We start from the raw sequence: 21,162 nt of genomic DNA on the forward strand, positions 1-21,162 counted from the left end.
AGTTGTTTGCCCGTATTGCCGCGTGTCGGCAGATGTCTTGCGGGCCAAGTGCCAGGCTGAGGCAGCCCTTTTTTGAGGTTCACGTCTTCAAAAGAGCGTGAAAAAACGGGTTTTCACAACTTCACAAGAGTGTGGCGAGCAAATGAATAGTTTGGCGTTTGTAAAAGCACCATCAGCGTCTGGAACAGCCCAACCACACAGGACTGAGTACTCCTCAACAACCGGAGCTTGAGCCTGTCCGCTACGGATTGATTGCACGAATCGCACGCTTTGACCATAAGTCGAATTGCCACAGGCGCCCATGAATGCGTTCATAGGCAGATTAGGCCGGGCAGGAAGCGTGCGCCGAAGTTGCAAAGAATTGCGAAACGGACATGGCGATCCTGGCCATGGGTAACCTGGGGCAACACGTGAACCGCCCCGTCACTCCTGGCAGCCATGCCGTCAATTTGGTGCTGCAGATTTTGGAGACGCGTTAAATGGCGCATAACGAAGCAGTCGACGTAGTACTGGTAGGGGCCGGCATCATGAGTGCCACCCTGGCCGTATTGCTCAAAGAGCTCGACCCCGGCCTCAAGCTGGAAGTCGTTGAGCTGATGGATTCGGGTGCAGCGGAGAGTTCCAACCCATGGAACAACGCCGGTACCGGTCATGCCGGTCTGTGCGAGCTGAACTACACGCCGCAGGCCGCCGATGGTTCCATCGACATCAAGAAAGCCGTGCACATCAACACTCAGTTCGAGGTGTCGAAGCAGTTCTGGGCGTACCTGACCAAAAAGGGCACCTTTGGCTCGTCCAAGTCCTTTATCAGTCCGGTGCCGCACCTGAGCTTCGTACAGGGCGACAAAGGCGTGGACTTCCTCAAGAAGCGCTTTGAAACCCTCAGCCAGCACCACGCGTTTTCGGACATGCACTACACCGAAGACCGCAGCGAAATGGCCGAATGGATGCCGCTGATGATGCCGGGCCGCCCGCTCGACGAAAAAATCGCTGCCACCCGCGTAATGAATGGCACCGACGTCAACTTCGGCGCCCTGACCAATCAACTGCTTGGCCATCTGACCAGCTCCCCGGATGCCCAGGTCAAGTACAGCAAGCGCGTGACCGGCCTCAAGCGCAACGGCGCCGGCTGGACCGTGAGCATCAAGGACGTCAACAGCGGTACCAGCCGTGAGGTGGACGCCAAGTTTGTATTCCTCGGCGCCGGTGGCGCGGCGCTGCCGCTGCTGCAAGCTTCGGGCATCGAAGAAAGTAAAGGCTTCGGCGGCTTCCCGGTCAGCGGCCAATGGCTGCGTTGCGACAACCCGGAAGTGGTCAAGCACCACCAGGCCAAGGTCTACAGCCAGGCCGCCGTCGGCTCGCCACCGATGTCGGTGCCGCACCTCGACACCCGTGTAGTGGATGGCAAGAAATCCCTGCTGTTCGGGCCATACGCCGGTTTCACCACCAAGTTCCTCAAGCACGGCTCGTTCCTAGACCTGCCGATGTCGATTCGTGCCAGCAACATCGGCCCGATGCTGGCCGTGGCCCGCGACAACATGGACCTGACCAAGTACCTGGTCAGCGAAGTGCGTCAGTCCATGGAACAACGCCTGGAATCCCTGCGTCGCTTCTACCCTGAGGCTAAAGCCGAAGACTGGCGTCTTGAAGTGGCCGGCCAACGGGTGCAGATCATCAAGAAAGACCCGAAAAAAGGCGGCGTGCTGCAATTCGGCACCGAGCTGGTAGCGGCCAAAGACGGCTCGCTGGCGGCGCTGCTGGGCGCGTCCCCAGGCGCCTCGGTGACGGTGTCGATCATGCTGGAACTGATTGAGCGCTGCTTCCCGGCCAAAGCCGCCGGTGAGTGGGCAGCCAAGCTGCACGAGATCTTCCCTGCCCGGGAAAAAGTGCTTGAGACTGATGCCGAGCTGTATCGCAAGATCAACACGCAGAACAACATCAGCCTGGAACTGGTTGAGCAAAGCAACGAGGCCGAAAGCTACGCTTGAGGCCTGGCTGCAATAAAAAAACGCCCCTCGGGGCGTTTTTTTGTGGCCGGGATAATCAGCCGCGAGCGTTTTTGATCAGCTCGATGTAATCGTCCGCGTTGCGCTGATCCTTGATCAGATCAACGAAGGTCTGCCCATGCTCATCCTTGCCATCCAGGTCCAGGCCGGCTTCCTTGAAAAAGCCCAGGAAGCGCTCAAAGTCGTCGATACGCAGGCCACGATAAGCCTTGATCAGTTTGTGCAGGGACGGTGAAGTCGCGTCGACCGGCTCGAAGTCCAGGAACAACTTGATCTGATCGTCGCCGATCTCATCGCCAATCACCTGTTTCTTATCTTTACGCATTACCGACTCCAGCCTGCAGACATTTACACGGGGTTTGAAGTCTACCTGCGAGCCGCGGGCTTCGAAAGCGCTGAAGAACCAATATGGGAGCAATCCCCCACCACATTTATTCTTCAATGTTAGCGCTACTTGGTACGTACAACGCCGGTATGCAGGTCCGCCCAGATATGGCCGTTGGCGTAACTGAGGAACTGAACATACACCGTGTCATTGCGCAGCAAATCGACGATCACCCGGTACTGGGCCACCGGATAAGACAGCGTCAGGGTCTTGCTCTTGTCGTCAAACACCGGCTTTTTCAGGCTTTTACTTTCGGCATCGAAGTTGAGCACCACTTGGCTGATGCTCGCACCTTTGTTCAGGGGCTTGCCCTTAAGCCGGAGCATCAGTGGCGAAGTCACCGGGATAGGTTGCTGGTTGGATTGGCGCTGGTTGCCCACCACCACCGCGTACTCCGTGACTTGCAGCAACTGCTGCTGGTCAGGGCTTTCAGTCCGCAGGGTGAGGTCATCGGGAGGCAGAAATTGACCATGCATAGGCGCCGGTGCGGCGGCCAGGGGCAAACTCAGGGTCAGCGCCAGGGCGGCGCAAGTGCGAATCAACAGGCTCATGGACAGCTCCAGACGCAGGGGCCAAGCACGATAGCATGACAACCCTGCGCCAGGCCTGGATCACATACCTTTGACGGCGTAGATCCCATTGGCGTTGCGCCAGTAGCCTTTGTAGTCCATGCCATAGCCGAAGATGTAGCGGTCGATGCACGGCAGGCCAACGTAATCAGCCTTAAGGTCCGGGCGAGCCTTGCGGTCGTGGTCTTTGTCGATCAGTACGGCGGTGTGCACTTTGCGCGCGCCGGCATGTTTGCAGAAATCGATGATCGCGCCGAGGGTGTGACCTTCGTCGAGGATGTCGTCGATGATCAGCACGTCGCGGTCAATGAACGAGACTTCCGGCTTGGCCTTCCAGAACAGATCGCCGCCAGTGGTTTCGTTGCGATAGCGAGTCGCGTGCAGGTAAGACGCTTCCAGCGGAAATTGCAGGTGAGTCAGCAATTTTCCGGCGAAGATCAGGCCGCCGTTCATCACGCAAAAGACCACCGGGTTGGTGTCGGCCATTTCGCGAGTGATGTGGGCGCCAACCTTGGCGATCGCAGCTTCGACTTGCGCTTCGGTGTACAGGCAATCAGCCTCACGCATGATTTGACGGATATGCTCAAGATCAGCGGACATGGCGCTCTCCAAGGGGGTGCTGTGGCAAGAAAAGCGGGCGAAGGTACGCTTCTCATGCGCTCCGAGCAAGCCTTAATGGACTAACGTACTAGATGCCTATAGGACAACACCCTCGGATAGATTAATCTAGGCCGGTTTTTTTGCCCGCCGCCGGAGCCTTTCCCATGCCCACTCGCGAGATCCGCCACCCGCTGATCCAGCACAAGCTCGGCCTTATGCGCCGCGCCGACATTAGCACGAAGAACTTCCGTGAGCTTGCTCAGGAAGTCGGAGCGTTGCTCACTTACGAAGCCACCAAGGATTTGCCCCTGGAAACCTACGAGATCCCCGGTTGGGCCGGTCCCGTCCAGGTGGAAAAAATCGCTGGTAAGAAAATAACCGTGGTGCCGATCCTGCGCGCAGGTATCGGCATGCTCGAAGGTGTACTCAGCCTGATTCCGGGTGCCAAAGTCAGCGCCGTGGGCGTGGCCCGCAACGAAGAAACCTTGCAGGCTCACACCTACCTGGAAAAACTCGTACCGGAAATCGACGAGCGCCTGGCCATGATCATTGACCCGATGCTCGCTACCGGCAGTTCCATGGTCGCCACCATCGACCTGCTGAAGAAAGCCGGCTGCAAGGACATCCGCGCCATGGTGCTGGTCGCCGCTCCCGAAGGCATCGCCGCCGTCGAGAAAGCCCACCCGGACGTGCAGATCTACACTGCTTCCATCGATGAGCGCCTGAATGAACACGGTTACATCATCCCTGGCCTGGGCGACGCGGGTGACAAGATCTTCGGCACCAAGCAGAAGGACGCGTGAGCATGCAGGATGAATTCAACGACCCGCTTTGGCGCCAGATCCTGTCTGGCGCACAAATGCTCTTCGTAGCATTTGGCGCGCTGGTGTTGATGCCGCTGATCACAGGTCTTGATCCAAACGTCGCACTGTTCACCGCCGGCCTGGGCACGTTGTTGTTCCAGGTGGTGACAGGGCGGCAGGTGCCGGTATTCCTGGCATCGAGCTTTGCCTTCATTACCCCGATCATTCTCGCCAAGCAGCAGTTCGGCCTGGCGGCGACCATGGGCGGGGTAATGGCGGCCGGTTTTGTTTACACCTTCCTAGGGGCAGCGGTAAAGATCAAAGGCACTGGTTTCATCGACCGACTACTACCGCCTGTGGTAATCGGGCCCGTGATTATTTCCATCGGCCTGGCCATGGCGCCGATCGCGGCCAACATGGCGATGGGTAAAGGCGACAACGGTGCCGAACTGATCCCGTACAAGACCGCCATGCTGATCTCGATGCCAGCGCTGCTTACCACGTTGATCGTGGCGGTGTTCGGCAAAGGTATCTTCCGCCTGGTGCCGATCATCTCCGGTGTGCTGGTGGGTTTTGCCATGTCGTTCTACTTTGGCGTTGTCGACACGGCCAAGATCGCCGCTGCGCCTTGGTTAGCCCTGCCCCACTTCACCGCGCCGGAATTCAACTGGCAGGCGATCCTGTTTATCGTCCCAGTGGCCCTGGCCCCTGCGATTGAACACATCGGCGGGGTGATTGCGGTGGGCAGCGTGACCGGTCGCGACTACCTGAAGAAGCCTGGCCTGCACCGCACCCTGCTGGGTGACGGGATCGCCACCACGGCAGCAGGCATGTTTGGCGGCCCGCCGAACACTACCTACGCCGAAGTAACCGGCGCGGTAATGCTGACCAAGAACTACAACCCGAAAATCATGACCTGGGCGGCGGTATTCGCCATCAGCCTGGCGTTTATCGGCAAGTTCGGCGCGCTACTGCAGAGCATTCCGGTGCCGGTAATGGGGGGGATCCTGTGCCTGCTGTTCGGCTCGATTGCCGCAGTGGGGATGAACACATTGATTCGCCACAAGATCGACCTGGGCGAGGCGCGCAATCTGGTGATTGTGTCGGTGACCCTGGTGTTCGGTATTGGCGGTGTGCTGGTGGGGACCGGAACTGGTCCAGATGACTTCGGCCTGAAGGGCATTGCTCTGTGCGCGGTGGTAGCGATTGGTTTGAACCTGCTGCTGCCGGGCAATGATGGCTGGAAGAACAAGAAGCCAGATGAGCCGTTGATCTAACTGCCAATACAAACCAATGTGGGAGAGGGCTTGCCTCCGATAGCAGTGTGTCAGTCAATACATTAACTGACTGATACGCCGCCATCGGGGTCAAGCCCCCTCCCACATTTGATTTCAGCGCCCGTTAAAGCTCGCCGAGGCCATCAATCAGCGCCTGGTTCTGCTCCGGCGTACCGATGCTGATCCGCAGGAACTGGGCAATCCGCTCCTGCTTAAAGTGCCGCACGATAATCCCTTGCTCACGCAGCTTGGCCGCTAGGCCGGCAGCGTCATGCCGTGGGTGGCGCGCAAAGATGAAGTTGGCCGCTGATGGCAGCACCTCAAAACCTTTGCCTTCCAATTGCGCGACTACTTTGTTACGGCTGTCGATCACCAACTGGCACGTCTTCTCGAAGTACTCACGGTCCTCAAACGCCGCTGCCGCGCCGACAATCGCCAAACGATCCAGCGGGTAGGAGTTGAAGCTGTTCTTGACCCGCTCCAGCGCCTCGATCAGGTCCGGGTGACCCACGGCCAAGCCCACGCGCAAACCGGCCAGTGAGCGCGATTTGGAAAGGGTCTGGGTCACCAGCAGATTAGGGTAGCGATCCACCAGGCTGATGGCGGTTTCGCCGCCGAAGTCGATATAGGCTTCATCGACCACCACCACCGAATCCGGGCTGGCCTTGAGGATCTGCTCTACTGCGTCCAGCGCCAGCACGCAGCCGGTCGGCGCATTCGGGTTGGGGAAGATGATCCCGCCGTTGGGCCTGGCGTAATCCGCAACACGGATCTGAAATTTCTCATCCAACGGCACCGGGTCGGACTGGATGCCGTAAAGACCGCAGTACACCGGATAGAAGCTGTAGCTGATATCCGGGAACAGCAGCGGCAGGTCGTGCTGGAACAGGCCGTGGAAGATGTGCGCGAGCACTTCATCAGAGCCGTTACCGAGAAACACTTTGCCGGCGTCGACCCCGTAATACTTGGCCACCGCCTGCTTGAGCAGGTCGCTGTTGGGGTCCGGGTACAAACGCAGGTTGTCGTTCAACTCGGCCTGCATCGCGGCCAGTGCTTTGGGCGACGGACCGTAGGGGTTCTCATTGGTGTTGAGCTTGACCAGCTTGGTCAGCTTTGGCTGTTCGCCGGGTACGTAAGGCACGAGGTCCCTGACGAAGGGGCTCCAGAATTTGCTCATGTGTTATTTCCCTTCTTCCAGGATTCGATACTCAGCACTACGGGCGTGTGCGCTCAACGACTCACCACGGGCCAGCACCGAAGCGGTCTTGCCCAACTCGGAAGCACCTTGTGGCGAGCAAAAGATGATCGACGAGCGCTTCTGGAAGTCGTACACCCCCAGCGGTGATGAGAACCGCGCGGTGCCGGAGGTCGGCAACACATGGTTCGGGCCGGCGCAGTAGTCGCCCAGCGCTTCACTGGTGTGGCGCCCCATGAAGATCGCACCCGCATGGCGAATCGACGGCAGCCAGGCCTGTGGGTCAGCCACGGACAGCTCCAGGTGCTCCGGGGCGATACGGTTAGCCACTTCGATGGCCTGTTCCATGTCACGCACCAGGATCAGCGCGCCACGGCCGTTGATGGATTTCTCGATGATCTCTGCACGGTCCATGGTAGGCAGCAGCTTATCGATGCTGGCGGCAACCTTGTCGAGGAACTCGGCATCGGGGCTGACCAGAATCGCCTGGGCGTCTTCGTCGTGCTCGGCCTGGGAGAACAGGTCCATGGCGATCCAATCCGGATCGGTCTGGCCGTCGCACACTACGAGGATTTCCGAGGGACCGGCGATCATGTCGATGCCAACCTGGCCAAAAACGTGGCGCTTGGCGGTGGCGACGTAGATGTTGCCAGGCCCCACCACTTTGTCGACCTTCGGCACGCTTTCGGTGCCGTAGGCCAGGGCCGCGACGGCTTGAGCACCGCCAATGGTGAACACACGGTCAACACCAGCGATGCAGGCCGCAGCCAGCACCAGTTCGTTGATTTCGCCGCGCGGGGTCGGTACCACCATAACCACTTCGGTCACGCCCGCCACCTTGGCCGGAATTGCGTTCATCAACACCGACGATGGATACGACGCTTTGCCACCCGGCACGTAGAGACCGGCACGATCCAGCGGCGTGACCTTTTGGCCCAGCACAGTGCCGTCGGCTTCGGTATAGCTCCAGGAGTCCTGTTTCTGCTTTTCGTGGTAGCTGCGCACACGCGCCGCCGCGACTTCCAGGGCTTCACGCTGAGGCGCAGTGATGCGCGTCAGTGCGAGCTCCAGGCGTTCGCGGGGAAGAATCAGATCGGACATGGACTTGACGTCCAGACCGTCGAACTGACGAGTGAAATCCACCAGCGCCGCATCACCACGCTCGCGCACGGCCTTGATGATGTCGAGCACCCGCTGGTTGACCGAGTCGTCGGACACGCTTTCCCAGCTCAGCAGATGATCCAGATGATGGGCGAAATCCGGGTCGGCAGCGTTGAGTCGGGCAATTGCAGTGGACGTGGTCATAGCGAGGGCCTCAATAGAATTGGCAAAAACTCAGGCGCCCTAAACTAGCAGTCGTTTCCGCTTGGGCACCTGAGAATTCTGGCTATGAGGCGGATAGACGGGCGCAGCCTTTCAGCTACGCGGGTAGGTCAACCGCGGTGTCGAGACTCCACTGCGGTGCGCAGGGTGTCGATCAACGCTTGGATACGGGCGTGCTGCATCTTCATCGACGCTTTGTTGACGATCAAGCGGGAGCTGATATCGGCGATGAAGTCCTGTGGTTCGAGACCGTTGGCACGCAGGGTGTTGCCGGTGTCGACCACATCGATGATCTTGTCGGCCAGGCCGATCAGCGGCGCCAGCTCCATCGAGCCGTAGAGCTTGATGATGTCGACCTGGCGGCCTTGCTCGGCGTAGTAGCGCTTGGCAACGTTGACGAACTTGGTTGCCACGCGCAGGCGGCCTTTAGGCTCGACGTCACCGACACGGCCGGCGGTCATCAGCTTGCACAGGGCAATACGCAGGTCCAGCGGCTCATACAGGCCCTGGCCACCGTATTCCATCAGCACGTCTTTACCGGCGACGCCGAGGTCGGCCGCGCCATGCTCAACGTAGGTCGGCACGTCGGTAGCCCGCACGATCAGCAGGCGAACGTCGTCCTGGGTCGTAGGGATGATCAGCTTGCGGCTCTTGTCCGGATTCTCGGTCGGCACGATGCCCGCTTCAGCCAGAAGCGGCAAAGTGTCGTCAAGGATGCGGCCCTTGGACAGTGCGATGGTCAACATGGGAAACGTCAGTCCTTCATCAGGCTATTGCTGTCCGGTCGCAAACGGCGCCAGACGCAGATCGAGGCCATGACAGCCTCGATTTGAAACAAATTCAGCATACTGCGAGCTGACACCGTCTGTAGTGAGTGGGCTTGCCCCACGCTGAATTGCGTAGCGACCCAAAAAACGGGACTGCTACGCAGTCCGGCGCGGGGCAAGCCCGCTCACCACAGTGACGGTGTTTTCAGCTCCGGGAACTAGCCCGGTACGCGGCGGATTTTAGCGCCGAGCATCTGCAGTTTCTCTTCGATGCACTCGTAACCACGGTCGATGTGGTAGATGCGGTCGATCAGAGTGTCGCCTTCGGCGATCAGCGCCGAGATCACCAGACTGGCCGAAGCACGCAGGTCGGTAGCCATGACTGGCGCGCCCTTGAGCTTCTCGGTGCCGGTAACGATGGCGGTGTTGCCTTCAACCTGAATCTTCGCGCCCATGCGGTGCAGTTCATACACGTGCATGAAGCGGTTTTCGAAGATGGTCTCGATCACGGCACCAGTGCCTTCGGCAATCGCGTTCAGAGAGATGAACTGCGCTTGCATGTCAGTCGGGAACGCCGGGTACGGAGCGGTCCGCACGTTGACGGCTTTCGGCCGCTTGCCGTGCATGTTCAGCTCGATCCAGTCTTCGCCGGTGGTGATTTCGGCGCCAGCTTCGCGCAGTTTTTCCAGGACCGCTTCCAGAATGGTCGGATCGGTGTCCTTTACCTTGACGCGACCACCGGTAACGGCGGCAGCAACCAGGTAGGTACCGGTCTCGATGCGGTCAGGCATCACTTTATAGGTTGCAGTGTGCAGGCGCTCTACACCATCAATGGTAATGGTGTCGGTGCCGGCACCGGAAACCTTCGCGCCCATGGCGTTCAGGAAGTTGGCCAGGTCGACCACTTCCGGCTCGCGCGCGGCGTTTTGCAGGACGCTGCGGCCTTTGGCCAGGGCAGCGGCCATCATGATGTTCTCGGTACCGGTCACGCTGACGGTATCAAAGAAGAAGTTCGCTCCACGCAGGCCGCCTTCCGGCGCCTTGGCTTTGATGTAGCCGCCTTCAACGTCAATGACTGCGCCCATGGCTTCCAGGCCACGGATGTGCAGATCCACTGGACGCGAGCCGATAGCGCAGCCGCCAGGCAGGGCGACTTCGGCTTCACCGAAACGGGCAACCATCGGGCCCAGCACCAAGATCGACGCACGCATGGTTTTCACCAGTTCGTACGGGGCGATCAGGGTCTTGATGGTGCGTGGGTCAATTTCGACGGCCAGCTTCTCATCAATCACAGGCTCGATGCCCATGCGACCGAACAGCTCGATCATGGTAGTGATGTCGTGCAGGTGCGGCAGGTTGGCCACGGTCACCGGGCCATCGCACAGCAGGGTCGCTGCCAGGATCGGCAAGGCGGAGTTTTTTGCACCGGAAATGCGAATCTCGCCATCAAGGCGAGCACCGCCGGTAATAATCAATTTATCCATAAGAATCTCGACGCCTAGGGGGCTCAGGTGCGCTCGGCCCAGGCCGCGCGGCTGAAAAATTTCATAGTGACCGCATGGATGCTGCCATCGGTGATCCACGGGTTCAAATGGGCATAGATCTGCTGCTGACGCTTGACTGGGCTCAATGCCGCCAGTTCATCGCTAATCACGTTCAGCTGGAAGTTGCAGCCTTCGCCTTCAACTTCTACGGTCGTATCCGGCAGCTTTCCTTCAAGAAAGCTCTTAACTTCTAGGGCCTGCATGCTCAACCTCTATCGGCGCCCAGTGCGCACGGGTCGCACATCATACAAAAAAGCCCCGCGCCTGCGAACCCCGCATAGCAGGACTCTGACGGGGGGCTTCTCTAATAATGTGTATTAAGGATGCGCCAACAGCTCGGTCAGACCGGAAACTTCGGCAATTTCGCGCATGTCTTCGGGCAACGCACGGATGCTAACCGGCTTCTTGGCCGCTTCGGCATCACGCATGAAGCACAGCAGCAACGACAACCCGACACTGCTGGACTTGGTTACCGCTGAGCAATCCAGGACCAGCTCCGGCGCAGCGCTCGACTTGATCAGCGCTTGGCCATGCTTGCGCAGAGCCGGGCCGGTTCGGTAATCCAGCACCCCGCTGATGAACAGCTGGCCAGAGTCGCCGAGACGAACAGCCGACTCGGTCATTGCGCCGGCTTCCCAGCAGCTTTATCGGTTTCTTCCTTGGCCTTGGCGACTTCACCGGCCCAACCATTGATGGTTTTGTCCAGGTCGTTGCCATTGCGCTGCATGGCGTCGGCAAACTGGTCACGGAACAGCTTGCCGATATTGATGCCGTTGATGATCACGTTGCGCAGTTTCCACTCGCCGTTGATCTTCTCCAAGGTGTACTGCACCGGGTACACGGCACCGTTATTACCTTTGACGCTCATGTTGACGCTGGTGCGATCGCCCGACTCATCACCGGCTGGAGCAACGGTAATACCTTGGTTGTTGTACTCAAGCAAAGCGTTGCCATAGAACTGGAACAGGCCGCGCTTAAAGTTTTCCTGGAACGTCTGCATCTGCGCAGGCGTGGCCTTGCGCGAATATTTGACCGTCATGATGCTGCGTGAGATGCCTTCAGCATCGACGACCGGACCGACGATGCTGTTGAGCGCTTCATAGAACTTGGTTGGATCTTGCTTGTACTGTTCTTTATTGGCCGTCAGGTCAGCCAGCATCTTGCTGGTGGTGTCCTGCACCAGTTCGTGCGCAGAACCTGCCGCGTTGGCCATCAATGGCAGTGCTGCAAGCAGTACCAGCAGGCCACGTCGCAAGGTAGAGATCATGAACAGATTCCTCATTTGGCGTCTTTATTGACCGTATTGAGCAAAAATTTTCCGATCAGGTCCTCAAGTACCAGCGACGACTGAGTGTCGTGGATGGTCGAACCATCCTTGAGCAGGGCTGTTTCCCCGCCCACGCTGACACCGATGTACTTCTCGCCCAGCAGCCCCGCAGTGAGGATAGATGCAGTAGAGTCGGTAGGCAGATTATCCACCTTCTTGTCCAGTTGCATCGTCACTCGCCCGGTGAAGCTGTCGCGATCCAGATCGATTGCCGTGACCTTGCCAATGGTTACACCGGCCATGGTCACTTTAGCTCTGACAGTCAAACCGGCGATATTGTCGAAGTACGCGTAAAGTTTATAAGTATCGGCGGTTGGGCTGGCCGAAAGACCGCTGACTCGCAGAGCCAGCAACAGTAAAGCCAGGATGCCAGCCAGCAAGAAAAGGCCGACACCGATTTCCACAGTGCGGTTTTGCATCAGAAGTCTCCAAACATCAAGGCGGTCAAAATGAAGTCAAGGCCAAGTACTGCCAGTGAGGCGTACACAACGGTCTTGGTGGTGGCACGACTGATCCCTTCTGAGGTGGGCTCACAGTCATAGCCTTGGAATACGGCGATCCAGGTCACTACAAAGGCGAAGACGATGCTCTTTATAATGCCATTGAGCACGTCACCACTGAAGGTCACGCTGTTTTGCATGTTGGCCCAGTATGAGCCGTCGTAGACGCCAAGCCAGTCCACCGCTACCCACGAACCGCCCCAGATACCGACCACGCTGAAGATCATCGCCAGCAATGGCAGGGAAATGAATCCGGCCCACAGGCGCGGGGCAACAATGTATTTGAGCGGGTCCACACCGATCATTTCGAGGCTGGACAGCTGCTCGGTAGACTTCATGTTGCCAATTTCGGCAGTCAACGCGGAACCTGCGCGCCCGGCGAACAGCAACGCGGTCACCACCGGTCCCAGTTCACGTAGCAGCGTCAGGGCAACCATCTGCCCCACTGCCTGCTCCGAACCGTAGCTGGACAGGATATTGAAGCCCTGCAACGCCAGCACCATGCCGATGAACACCCCGGAGACCACAATGATCACCAGGGACATCACACCCACCGAATGCAGCTGCTTGATCAACAGGCCAAAGCCACCGCCAATACCGCCGCGGCCGAGCAAGGCGTGGAACAGGAAAATCGTCGAGCGGCCGAGCACTTCGACGATGTCGAGGCCGGAGCGACCGAAAAGGCGAACTTTCTCGATAAGAGATGTTTTGCGCATTAACGCTTCCCCAGAAGATCTGAGCGGTAATCCGCTGCCGGAAAGTGGAAAGGCACAGGGCCATCGGGGTCGCCGGTCATGAATTGGCGAATGCGCGGGTTGTCGGCGTTCATCAGCTCTTCAGGCGTACCCTGCCCCAGCACCTGGCCATCACCGACCACATAGAGGTAATCGGCAATGCTCGCGGTTTCTGCAAGGTCGTGGGAGACCACGATACTGGTGATACCCAGGGCATCGTTGAGCAGACGGATCAGTCGTACCAGCACCCCCATGGCGATCGGATCCTGACCGACGAAGGGCTCGTCGTACATGAGAATCTGTGGATCGAGGGCAATGGCTCGCGCCAGGGCCACACGGCGCTTCATGCCGCCGGACAGTTCGTCGGGCATCAGATCAATTGCGCCACGGAGGCCGACGGCCTGCAATTTCAGCAACACAATGTCGCGAATCATTTCGTCGGACAGCTGGGTATGCACCCGCAGCGGAAACGCTACGTTCTCGAACACATCGAGGTCGGTGAACAGCGCACCGCTCTGGAACAGCACGCCCATATGCTTGCGCGCATCGAACAGATCACTGCGCGACAGCGTAGGCAGGTTTTGGCCATTGACCCACACTTCGCCGGCGCTGGGACGCAATTGCATGCCCATCAACCGCAACAGCGTGGTCTTGCCGCAACCGGACGGCCCCATGATGCCCGTGACCTTGCCACGGGGAATGCGAATATCGACGTTATTGAAGATGCTGCGCGTCCCGCGCTTGAAGGTCAGTCCCTTCAGCTCGACCGCGTAGGCGTTATCGGCACTCATCTAAACTCCTTGGGATGCAGCCTCTCACTCAGACACCACGCATGCGACAAACGTTTGCAACGGCGACGCATATAGATAGCCACATGGGCTGGGCGGACCGAACTGGCGGCGAACTATATCACTGCTGGTACAAGGCGCCCAAGGCCGGAACAGCGCTAGTTCAGTTTGGGGACAGGGAAAAAACGTTGCCGACTGTGTGACTGAGGATCGATCTCGGTCCCCTGCTGAATAAAGCCTGACGAACTTGCGTGAGGGAATTGATCATTACCGCTATAATCGCCGACTTTTCGTCAGGCTATACGATTTCAGACATGAGCCAATCCAGCGACCTTATCCAATCCGCACAACGCACCATCCGCCTCGAAGTCGAAGCCGTAGAAGGCTTACTGGCCCATATCGACGCAGATTTCGTACGCGCCTGCGAGATGATTCTGGCCAGTAAGGGCCGCGTTGTCGTGGTCGGCATGGGCAAATCGGGCCACGTCGGCAACAAGATCGCCGCCACCCTGGCGAGCACCGGGACCACGGCGTTTTTCGTGCATCCGGCGGAGGCGAGCCACGGCGACATGGGCATGATCACCAAAGATGACATCATCCTGGCGCTGTCCAACTCCGGCACCACCAACGAAATCGTGACCCTGCTGCCGCTGATCAAGCGCCTTGGCATCCAGATGATCAGCGTCACCGGCAACCCGGAGTCGACCCTAGCCAAGGCTGCCGATGTTAACCTGAACGTTCACGTCGCCCACGAAGCCTGCCCGCTGAATCTGGCACCAACCTCCTCCACTACCGCTGCCTTGGTTATGGGCGACGCCCTGGCCGTTGCGCTGCTTGAAGCTCGCGGGTTCACGGCTGAAGACTTCGCGTTCTCCCACCCGGGTGGCGCACTGGGCCGCCGCCTGCTGCTGAAAGTGGAAAACGTTATGCATTCAGGCGATGAATTACCCCACGTCCAGCGCGGCACCTTACTGAAGGACGCGCTGATGGAAATGACTCGCAAGGGCCTGGGCATGACCGTGATCCTTGAAGCTGACGGCCGCCTGGCTGGGGTATTCACCGACGGCGACCTGCGCCGCACCCTGGACCGCACCATCGATATCCACACTGCGACCATCGATGCAGTGATGACGCCACACGGCAAGACCGCACGCCCTGAGATGCTGGCAGCCGAAGCATTGAAGATCATGGAAGACCACAAGATCGGCGCCCTGGTGGTTGTCGATAGCGACGACCACCCGGTTGGCGCCCTGAACATGCACGACTTGCTGCGTGCGGGAGTGATGTAAATGACCAGCGACCTGTTGCAACGCGGCAAAAACATCAGACTGGCGATTTTCGACGTTGACGGCGTGCTGACCGATGGCCGCCTGTACTTCCTCGAAGACGGCAGCGAATTCAAGACGTTCAACACCCTCGACGGCCAAGGCATCAAGATGCTGATGGCTGCAGGCGTGCAAACCGCGATTATCAGCGGCCGAAAAACTCCCGTTGTGGAACGCCGCGCACAAAACCTGGGGATTCCTCACCTGTATCAGGGCCGCGAGGATAAACTGGTAGTTCTGGACGAGCTTCTTGGCCAACTCAACCTAAGCTATGAGCAGGTCGCCTACTTAGGCGATGATCTGCCCGACCTGCCGGTCATTCGTCGAGTAGGGCTTGGCATGGCCGTCGCCAATGCGGCGGCGTTTGTTCGCGAGCACGCCCATGGCATCACCTGCGCACGTGGTGGCGAAGGTGCAGCCCGCGAGTTCTGCGAACTGATCCTGCGAGCCCAAGGCAGCCTTGAAGCGGCCCACGCCGCCTACCTATAGAGCGTTTTATGCTGAGTAAAAAGATTCGCAACTTCCTGTTATTCGGGGTCATTGCCGCGCTGTTCCTCGCGGTGGGCTACTGGAATATCAGTCCGGGGCGCTTCCTCGACCAGCCTGTTGCGCAGGTCGACGAGGGGGCCATCGACTATTACGCCACCAATGCCTATAGCGTGCAGTTCCTGCCCGACGGCAAGCTGCAGTACGAAATGACGTCGGACAAAGTCGAGCACTTGAAGGCCACCGAAGTCACTCTGCTGACTAATCCGGACCTGAACCTGTACCGCGGCACCGAATTTCCGTGGCATGTCACCAGCAAGCGTGGTGAGGTGAACCCCGACGGCACCGAGGTAGAACTGATTGACTCGGTACGTGTTGCGCGCACGGACGCCAAAGCCCGTGACACGGTGATTACCAGCAGTCGCATGACCGTATTCCCGCAGAAGCAATATGCGCAGACCGAGCAAGACGTTAGAATCGACGGCGCTGGCGGTGTATCGACTGGCAAGGGAATGAAAGCGTATTTGAAAGAAAGCAGGATACACCTGCTATCGAACGTAAGAGGACAGTATGAGGCTCGTTAAAACTCTCCCTATTTTGCTCGGTTTGGGCGCAGCACTGGGAAGCGTGAGCGCCTGGGCTCTGCCGAACGATAGCCAGCAACCGATCCACATCTCGGCTGACGATGCGCAACTGGATGACAAGCAAGGTGTTGCCACCTATACCGGCGGCGTAATCATCACCCAAGGGTCGATGAAGATCACCGGTAATACCGTGACACTGACGCGCACCCAAGCCGGTGACATTGACGTCGTGACCTCAGTGGGTAACCTGGCTTACTTCGAACAGAAGCAGTCCGCTGCCGACACTGGCCCGATGAAGGGCTACGGCAAGACCATTCAGTATCACGCCCAGCAGAATCGCATTGTGCTGATCGACCAGGCCAAGGTGCTCAGCCCCGATGGCAACTCCACGGAAGGTGAAAAGATCACCTATGACACCGTGAAACAGATCGCTAACGCCGGTCGTGCCAATGGCAGCAAGGTCACCGCACCGCGCCCACGCATCGACATGGTTATCCAGCCGAAGAAGAAGGCCGAGTAATGGCAACCCTGAAAGCCCAGCATCTGGCCAAGGCCTATAAAAGCCGTCAGGTCGTGCGCGACGTCAGCCTGTCGATCGACAGCGGCCAGATCGTCGGCTTGCTCGGCCCCAACGGCGCAGGCAAGACCACATGCTTCTACATGATTGTTGGCCTGGTCCAGGCGGATCAGGGTCGCGTACTGATCGACGACCTGGATGTCAGCCACCAGCCAATGCACGGTCGTGCACGCGCGGGTATCGGCTATCTTCCTCAAGAAGCATCGATCTTCCGCAAACTGTCAGTTGCCGACAACATTATGGCCATCCTTGAAACTCGCAAGGAACTGGACCGTGACGGCCGCCGACAGGAGCTGGAAAGCCTGCTGCAGGAATTCCATATCAACCACATTCGCGACAACCTTGGCATGAGCCTGTCCGGTGGTGAGCGGCGTCGCGTGGAAATCGCCCGCGCCCTGGCCACTGCCCCCAAGTTCATTCTGCTGGACGAACCGTTTGCCGGCGTCGACCCTATCTCGGTTGGCGACATCAAGCAGATCATCCATCACCTCAAGGCCAAGGGCATCGGTGTACTGATCACCGATCACAACGTGCGTGAGACCCTCGATATCTGCGAAACCGCGTATATCGTCAACGATGGTCAACTGATCGCAGAAGGCGACTCCGCCACCATCCTGGCCAACGAACTGGTCAAGGAAGTGTATCTGGGTCACGAGTTTCGCCTGTAAAGCCGCCTGCACAAACAAGGCGGTGGCAGGTCGTTTGCCTGATGCGCGGGAGTCAATGAAAACCTCCGGTTTTTTATTGTTACCGCGCTCTAGGCAAAGCCCTCGATATCAGGCATATAATTTGCTTATGTTTGGCGCTCACGCGCCCTGTCGTGGATGGCGCGTTGCGCCGGCGAATAAGGTGTTAAGCCCCTGCCATGAAACCATCGCTAGTCCTAAGAATGGGCCAGCAGCTGACGATGACACCGCAGCTGCAACAGGCCATCCGCCTGCTCCAATTGTCGACCCTGGACCTGCAACAGGAAATCCAGGAGGCCCTGGAGTCTAATCCGATGCTCGAACGCCAGGAAGAAGGCGACGACTTCGATAATGCAGACCCGTTGGCCGACAACATCGAGCAAAAGCCCAACGCAGACGTGCAGGAACCGTCCTACCAGGAAACCGCCCCTACGGTGGATAACCTTGAGGAAGGCGATTGGAACGAACGCATTCCCAACGAGCTTCCCGTAGACACTGCTTGGGAAGACGTCTACCAGACCAGCGCCAGCAGCCTGCCCAGCAACGACGATGATGAGTGGGACTTCACTACCCGCACGTCCGCCGGCGAAAGTCTGCAGAGCCATTTGTTGTGGCAGCTGAACCTCGCGCCGATGTCGGACACCGATCGCCTGATCGCCGTCACCCTGATCGATTGCATCAATAACCAAGGCTATCTGGACGAGACACTCGAAGAGATTCTTGAGGCCTTCGACCCCGAACTAGATATCGAACTGGACGAAATCGAAGCCGTCCTGCACCGCATCCAGCAATTTGAGCCCGCGGGTATTGGTGCGCGCACCCTTAGCGAATGCCTGCAGCTGCAACTGCGCCAGCTGCCCGCCAAGACCCCATGGCTCGCCGAGGCCCAGCGCCTGGTCACCGACTACATCGACCTGCTCGGCAGCCGCGATTACAGCCAACTGATGCGTCGCATGAAGCTCAAGGAAGACGATCTGCGCCAGGTCATCGAGCTGGTGCAAAGCCTCAACCCGCGTCCCGGCTCGCAGATCGAGTCCAGCGAGGCCGAATACGTAGTTCCTGACGTGATCGTGCGCAAGGACAACGAGCGCTGGCTGGTGGAACTTAACCAGGAGTCAGTGCCACGCCTGCGAGTCAACCCGCAATATGCAGGTTTCGTGCGACGCGCCGACACCAGTGCCGACAACACCTTCATGCGCAACCAGTTGCAGGAGGCGCGCTGGTTCATCAAGAGCCTGCAAAGCCGTAACGAAACCCTGATGAAAGTCGCCACACAGATCGTCGAGCATCAGCGCGGCTTCCTGGAATACGGCGATGAAGCGATGAAGCCTTTGGTTCTGCACGATATCGCCGAAGCGGTAGGCATGCACGAGTCGACGATTTCCCGCGTTACCACGCAAAAATTCATGCATACCCCACGGGGTATTTATGAGTTGAAATACTTTTTCTCCAGCCATGTCAGCACCTCAGAAGGCGGCGAATGCTCGTCCACGGCAATCCGCGCAATCATCAAAAAACTGGTTGCCGCGGAAAATCAGAAAAAGCCGTTGAGTGACAGCAAGATCGCTGGTTTACTGGAGGCACAAGGCATTCAGGTCGCCCGTCGAACCGTCGCCAAGTACCGCGAATCCCTTGGGATCGCGCCTTCCAGCGAGCGTAAGCGTTTGATGTGACGGGCGGGCCACAGCGTTCCAGTGGCGGGTATTCCTACCCGCCGCTTTATGCACTGGCAACGAAGGAGAAGCTGTATGCAAGTCAACATCAGTGGACACCATGTAGAAGTCACCCCTCCCCTGCGCGAATATGTCGAGCAGAAGCTGAAAAGGCTTGAGGGTCATTTTGACAAGATCACCAATGTGCAAGTGATCATGAAGGTCGACAAGCTTCAGCAGAAAATCGAAGCGACCCTACAGATTCCCGGTGGCGAAGTAGTCGCCAACGCCGAGCATGAAGACATGTATGCATCAATCGATGCCTTGACTGACAAGCTCGACCGCCAACTTAAAAAGCATAAGGAAAAGCAGCAGAGCCTTCTTCAGGGCACAGGCCGCTAACACTCCCCACCCATGATTCGACTTGAAACCATCCTGACCCCCGGCCGTTCCCTCGTGAACGTGCCGGGCGGCAGCAAGAAGAAAGCCCTCGAACAAATTGCCAACCTGATCAGCAGCCAAGTGCCTGAACTGGAGATGCAAGATGTCTTCGAGGCTCTGATTGCCCGTGAAAAACTGGGTTCCACCGGTTTTGGTAACGGCATCGCCATTCCTCACTGTCGCCTCAAAGGCTGTGAGACACCTGTCAGCGCGCTGCTGCACTTGGACGCGCCTATCGATTTCGATGCCATTGATGGCGCCCCGGTCGACCTGCTGTTTGTTCTGTTGGTCCCACAGGCCGCCACCGATGCGCACTTGGAACTGCTTCGGCAGATCGCCAGCATGCTCGACCGCAAAGAAGTACGCGACAAACTGCGCAGTGCCGGCAGCAATGAGGCGCTGTACCAAGTTGTCCTGGATGAGCAAAACGGGCAGTAATCATGCGTTTGATCATCGTCAGCGGCCGCTCCGGCTCGGGTAAAAGTACCGCCCTCAACGTTCTTGAGGACAACGGCTTCTATTGCATCGATAACCTGCCGGCCGGCCTACTGCCGGAGTTGGCGGAACGCGCTCTTATCCACACCGAGCTGGCGCAACCTCTGGTTGCCGTTTCGATCGACGCCCGCAACCTACCCAGCCACCTCTCTCGGTTCCCGGAACTGTTGGAAGAAGTGCGCGCCAAGCATATTCATTGTGATGTGCTGTACCTGGACGCCGATGAAGAGACGCTGCTCAAACGCTTCTCCGAAACCCGTCGACGCCACCCCCTCAGCAGCCCTCACCGTTCTCTGGCTGAAGCCATCGAGGACGAAACCAAGTTGCTGGGGCCGATCATTGACCTCGCCGACCTTAAGATCAACACCACCGGCCTTAACCTTTACCAGCTGCGCGATGCCATCAAACTGCGCCTGCTGAACCAGCCGGAGCCTGGCACGGCGTTTCTCGTCGAGTCTTTTGGCTTCAAACGTGGCATGCCGGTGGATGCCGATCTGGTGTTCGACGTGCGCTGCCTGCCCAACCCCTACTGGAAGCCAGAGTTACGCGACCAATCAGGGATGGACCTACCTGTGGCTGAGTACCTAGCCGCGCAGCCGGATGTGGAGGAGATGTTCCAGGACATTTCCAGCTATCTGCTCAAGTGGCTGCCGCGCTTTGCCGCGAGCAACCGGGCCTATGTCACTATTGCCATTGGATGCACCGGCGGTCATCACCGTTCGGTATACCTGACCGAGCGCTTGGGCCAAGCACTGCAACAAACCCTCAAGAACGTCCAGGTTCGCCACCGCGACCTTAGCTGAAAGGAACACCTGCGCGATGCCCGCTCTGGAAATTGAAATCATCAACAAGTTGGGCTTGCACGCCCGCGCCTCGGCCAAGTTTGTCGGAGTAGCCGGGCAGTTCCCCTGCCAGATCAGGGCTGGACGCACACCTGAAAGCATGGTCGACGGCAAAAGCATCATGGCGATGATGATGCTGGCGGCCGGCAAAGGCACCAAAATTCATTTGAAGACCGAAGGCGAGCAAGACCAGGAAGCGATGGAAGCTCTGGTGGCGTTGATCAACAACTACTTTGATGAGGGTGAGTAACCTCAC

General features: G+C 58.5%; 26 protein-coding genes. 13 read left to right on the top strand and 13 right to left on the bottom strand.

The window, feature by feature from the left end; genetic code table 11:
• The first annotated feature begins 479 nt into the window (after positions 1-479).
• Positions 480-1,988 carry a malate dehydrogenase (quinone) gene (mqo, locus tag ACKZ62_RS23830; protein WP_095183855.1) on the top strand — a complete coding sequence of 503 codons (1,509 nt, stop codon included), beginning with the start codon at positions 480-482 and terminating at the stop codon, positions 1,986-1,988.
• Positions 1,989-2,043: 55 nt separating this feature from the next.
• Here the strand turns inward: mqo and ACKZ62_RS23835 are convergent, their stop codons facing one another.
• From ACKZ62_RS23835 to ACKZ62_RS23845, 3 genes are all read right to left on the bottom strand, one after another.
• The gene (locus ACKZ62_RS23835) at positions 2,044-2,331 is read right to left on the bottom strand and encodes a PA4642 family protein (protein ID WP_095183854.1); all 288 of its coding nucleotides are present in this window, start codon (positions 2,329-2,331) and stop codon (positions 2,044-2,046) included.
• Between the two features lie 125 nt (positions 2,332-2,456).
• Entirely contained in the window at positions 2,457-2,942 is a 486-nt protein-coding gene (locus ACKZ62_RS23840) for a hypothetical protein (protein ID WP_032886293.1), read from the bottom strand.
• 60 nt (positions 2,943-3,002) lie between these two features.
• Complete coding sequence (locus tag ACKZ62_RS23845) at positions 3,003-3,560, bottom strand: hypoxanthine-guanine phosphoribosyltransferase (RefSeq protein WP_032886291.1); 558 nt, start codon at positions 3,558-3,560, stop codon at positions 3,003-3,005.
• Between the two features lie 164 nt (positions 3,561-3,724).
• Between ACKZ62_RS23845 and upp the strand changes: the two genes are divergently transcribed.
• The gene (upp, locus tag ACKZ62_RS23850; RefSeq protein WP_004372055.1) at positions 3,725-4,363 is read left to right on the top strand and encodes a uracil phosphoribosyltransferase; all 639 of its coding nucleotides are present in this window, start codon (positions 3,725-3,727) and stop codon (positions 4,361-4,363) included.
• Between the two features lie 2 nt (positions 4,364-4,365).
• Positions 4,366-5,640, top strand: coding sequence for a uracil-xanthine permease family protein (locus ACKZ62_RS23855; RefSeq protein ID WP_447095908.1), 1,275 nt, complete (start codon positions 4,366-4,368; stop codon positions 5,638-5,640).
• Between the two features lie 124 nt (positions 5,641-5,764).
• On the opposite strand, the gene hisC is transcribed toward ACKZ62_RS23855, so the two are convergent.
• The 10 genes from hisC to ACKZ62_RS23905 form a co-directional block, all read right to left on the bottom strand.
• Positions 5,765-6,817, bottom strand: a complete 1,053-nt coding sequence (gene hisC, locus ACKZ62_RS23860) for a histidinol-phosphate transaminase (RefSeq protein WP_032886289.1) — start codon at positions 6,815-6,817, stop codon at positions 5,765-5,767.
• Between the two features lie 3 nt (positions 6,818-6,820).
• Positions 6,821-8,140 (bottom strand): histidinol dehydrogenase, encoded by a 1,320-nt coding sequence (gene hisD / locus ACKZ62_RS23865; protein WP_032886288.1) that lies wholly within the window; start codon positions 8,138-8,140, stop codon positions 6,821-6,823.
• A gap of 128 nt (positions 8,141-8,268) precedes the next feature.
• Positions 8,269-8,904 (bottom strand): ATP phosphoribosyltransferase, encoded by a 636-nt coding sequence (gene hisG / locus ACKZ62_RS23870; protein WP_003171824.1) that lies wholly within the window; start codon positions 8,902-8,904, stop codon positions 8,269-8,271.
• A 239-nt stretch (positions 8,905-9,143) separates the two neighbouring features.
• The gene (murA, locus tag ACKZ62_RS23875) at positions 9,144-10,409 is read right to left on the bottom strand and encodes a UDP-N-acetylglucosamine 1-carboxyvinyltransferase (RefSeq protein ID WP_010213103.1); all 1,266 of its coding nucleotides are present in this window, start codon (positions 10,407-10,409) and stop codon (positions 9,144-9,146) included.
• A 23-nt stretch (positions 10,410-10,432) separates the two neighbouring features.
• Positions 10,433-10,672: a BolA family protein gene (locus tag ACKZ62_RS23880; protein WP_032886286.1), complete on the bottom strand. Its 240-nt coding sequence runs from the start codon at positions 10,670-10,672 to the stop codon at positions 10,433-10,435.
• A 114-nt stretch (positions 10,673-10,786) separates the two neighbouring features.
• Positions 10,787-11,092, bottom strand: coding sequence for an STAS domain-containing protein (locus ACKZ62_RS23885; RefSeq protein ID WP_032886285.1), 306 nt, complete (start codon positions 11,090-11,092; stop codon positions 10,787-10,789).
• Positions 11,089-11,736: an MlaC/ttg2D family ABC transporter substrate-binding protein gene (locus tag ACKZ62_RS23890; RefSeq protein ID WP_032886283.1), complete on the bottom strand. Its 648-nt coding sequence runs from the start codon at positions 11,734-11,736 to the stop codon at positions 11,089-11,091. Before ACKZ62_RS23890 ends, ACKZ62_RS23885 begins: the two co-directional genes overlap by 4 nt.
• Before the next feature lie 11 nt (positions 11,737-11,747).
• Positions 11,748-12,215: an outer membrane lipid asymmetry maintenance protein MlaD gene (gene mlaD / locus ACKZ62_RS23895; protein WP_003171814.1), complete on the bottom strand. Its 468-nt coding sequence runs from the start codon at positions 12,213-12,215 to the stop codon at positions 11,748-11,750.
• Complete coding sequence (gene mlaE, locus ACKZ62_RS23900; protein ID WP_447095909.1) at positions 12,215-13,012, bottom strand: lipid asymmetry maintenance ABC transporter permease subunit MlaE; 798 nt, start codon at positions 13,010-13,012, stop codon at positions 12,215-12,217. Before mlaE ends, mlaD begins: the two co-directional genes overlap by 1 nt.
• Complete coding sequence (locus ACKZ62_RS23905; protein WP_003171811.1) at positions 13,012-13,821, bottom strand: ATP-binding cassette domain-containing protein; 810 nt, start codon at positions 13,819-13,821, stop codon at positions 13,012-13,014. The genes mlaE and ACKZ62_RS23905 overlap by 1 nt, the downstream gene beginning before the upstream one ends.
• Positions 13,822-14,132: 311 nt before the next feature.
• Here ACKZ62_RS23905 and ACKZ62_RS23910 point away from each other — a divergent pair, with 311 nt between their 5' ends.
• The 10 genes from ACKZ62_RS23910 (at position 14,133) to ACKZ62_RS23955 (ending at position 21,156) form a co-directional block, all read left to right on the top strand.
• Entirely contained in the window at positions 14,133-15,107 is a 975-nt protein-coding gene (locus ACKZ62_RS23910) for a KpsF/GutQ family sugar-phosphate isomerase (RefSeq protein ID WP_032886281.1), read from the top strand.
• Complete coding sequence (locus tag ACKZ62_RS23915) at positions 15,108-15,632, top strand: KdsC family phosphatase (RefSeq protein ID WP_032886280.1); 525 nt, start codon at positions 15,108-15,110, stop codon at positions 15,630-15,632.
• A gap of 8 nt (positions 15,633-15,640) precedes the next feature.
• Positions 15,641-16,213 carry an LPS export ABC transporter periplasmic protein LptC gene (gene lptC / locus ACKZ62_RS23920; RefSeq protein ID WP_032886279.1) on the top strand — a complete coding sequence of 191 codons (573 nt, stop codon included), beginning with the start codon at positions 15,641-15,643 and terminating at the stop codon, positions 16,211-16,213.
• Positions 16,200-16,733, top strand: a complete 534-nt coding sequence (lptA, locus tag ACKZ62_RS23925; protein WP_095183848.1) for a lipopolysaccharide transport periplasmic protein LptA — start codon at positions 16,200-16,202, stop codon at positions 16,731-16,733. Before lptC ends, lptA begins: the two co-directional genes overlap by 14 nt.
• Positions 16,733-17,458 carry an LPS export ABC transporter ATP-binding protein gene (gene lptB, locus ACKZ62_RS23930; protein WP_004372092.1) on the top strand — a complete coding sequence of 242 codons (726 nt, stop codon included), beginning with the start codon at positions 16,733-16,735 and terminating at the stop codon, positions 17,456-17,458. Before lptA ends, lptB begins: the two co-directional genes overlap by 1 nt.
• Positions 17,459-17,655: 197 nt before the next feature.
• Positions 17,656-19,149: an RNA polymerase factor sigma-54 gene (locus tag ACKZ62_RS23935; protein ID WP_032886277.1), complete on the top strand. Its 1,494-nt coding sequence runs from the start codon at positions 17,656-17,658 to the stop codon at positions 19,147-19,149.
• Positions 19,150-19,224: 75 nt separating this feature from the next.
• Positions 19,225-19,530, top strand: a complete 306-nt coding sequence (gene hpf / locus ACKZ62_RS23940; RefSeq protein ID WP_017138237.1) for a ribosome hibernation-promoting factor, HPF/YfiA family — start codon at positions 19,225-19,227, stop codon at positions 19,528-19,530.
• A 12-nt stretch (positions 19,531-19,542) separates the two neighbouring features.
• A complete protein-coding gene (ptsN, locus tag ACKZ62_RS23945) occupies positions 19,543-20,007 on the top strand; it encodes a PTS IIA-like nitrogen regulatory protein PtsN (RefSeq protein ID WP_032886276.1) in 465 nt (154 codons plus the stop codon).
• A gap of 2 nt (positions 20,008-20,009) precedes the next feature.
• Complete coding sequence (rapZ, locus tag ACKZ62_RS23950; RefSeq protein WP_447095910.1) at positions 20,010-20,867, top strand: RNase adapter RapZ; 858 nt, start codon at positions 20,010-20,012, stop codon at positions 20,865-20,867.
• Positions 20,868-20,883: 16 nt separating this feature from the next.
• The gene (locus ACKZ62_RS23955; protein ID WP_032886274.1) at positions 20,884-21,156 is read left to right on the top strand and encodes an HPr family phosphocarrier protein; all 273 of its coding nucleotides are present in this window, start codon (positions 20,884-20,886) and stop codon (positions 21,154-21,156) included.
• Positions 21,157-21,162 lie beyond the last annotated feature (6 nt).

It is taken from the genome of Pseudomonas sivasensis (genome assembly GCF_052938085.1).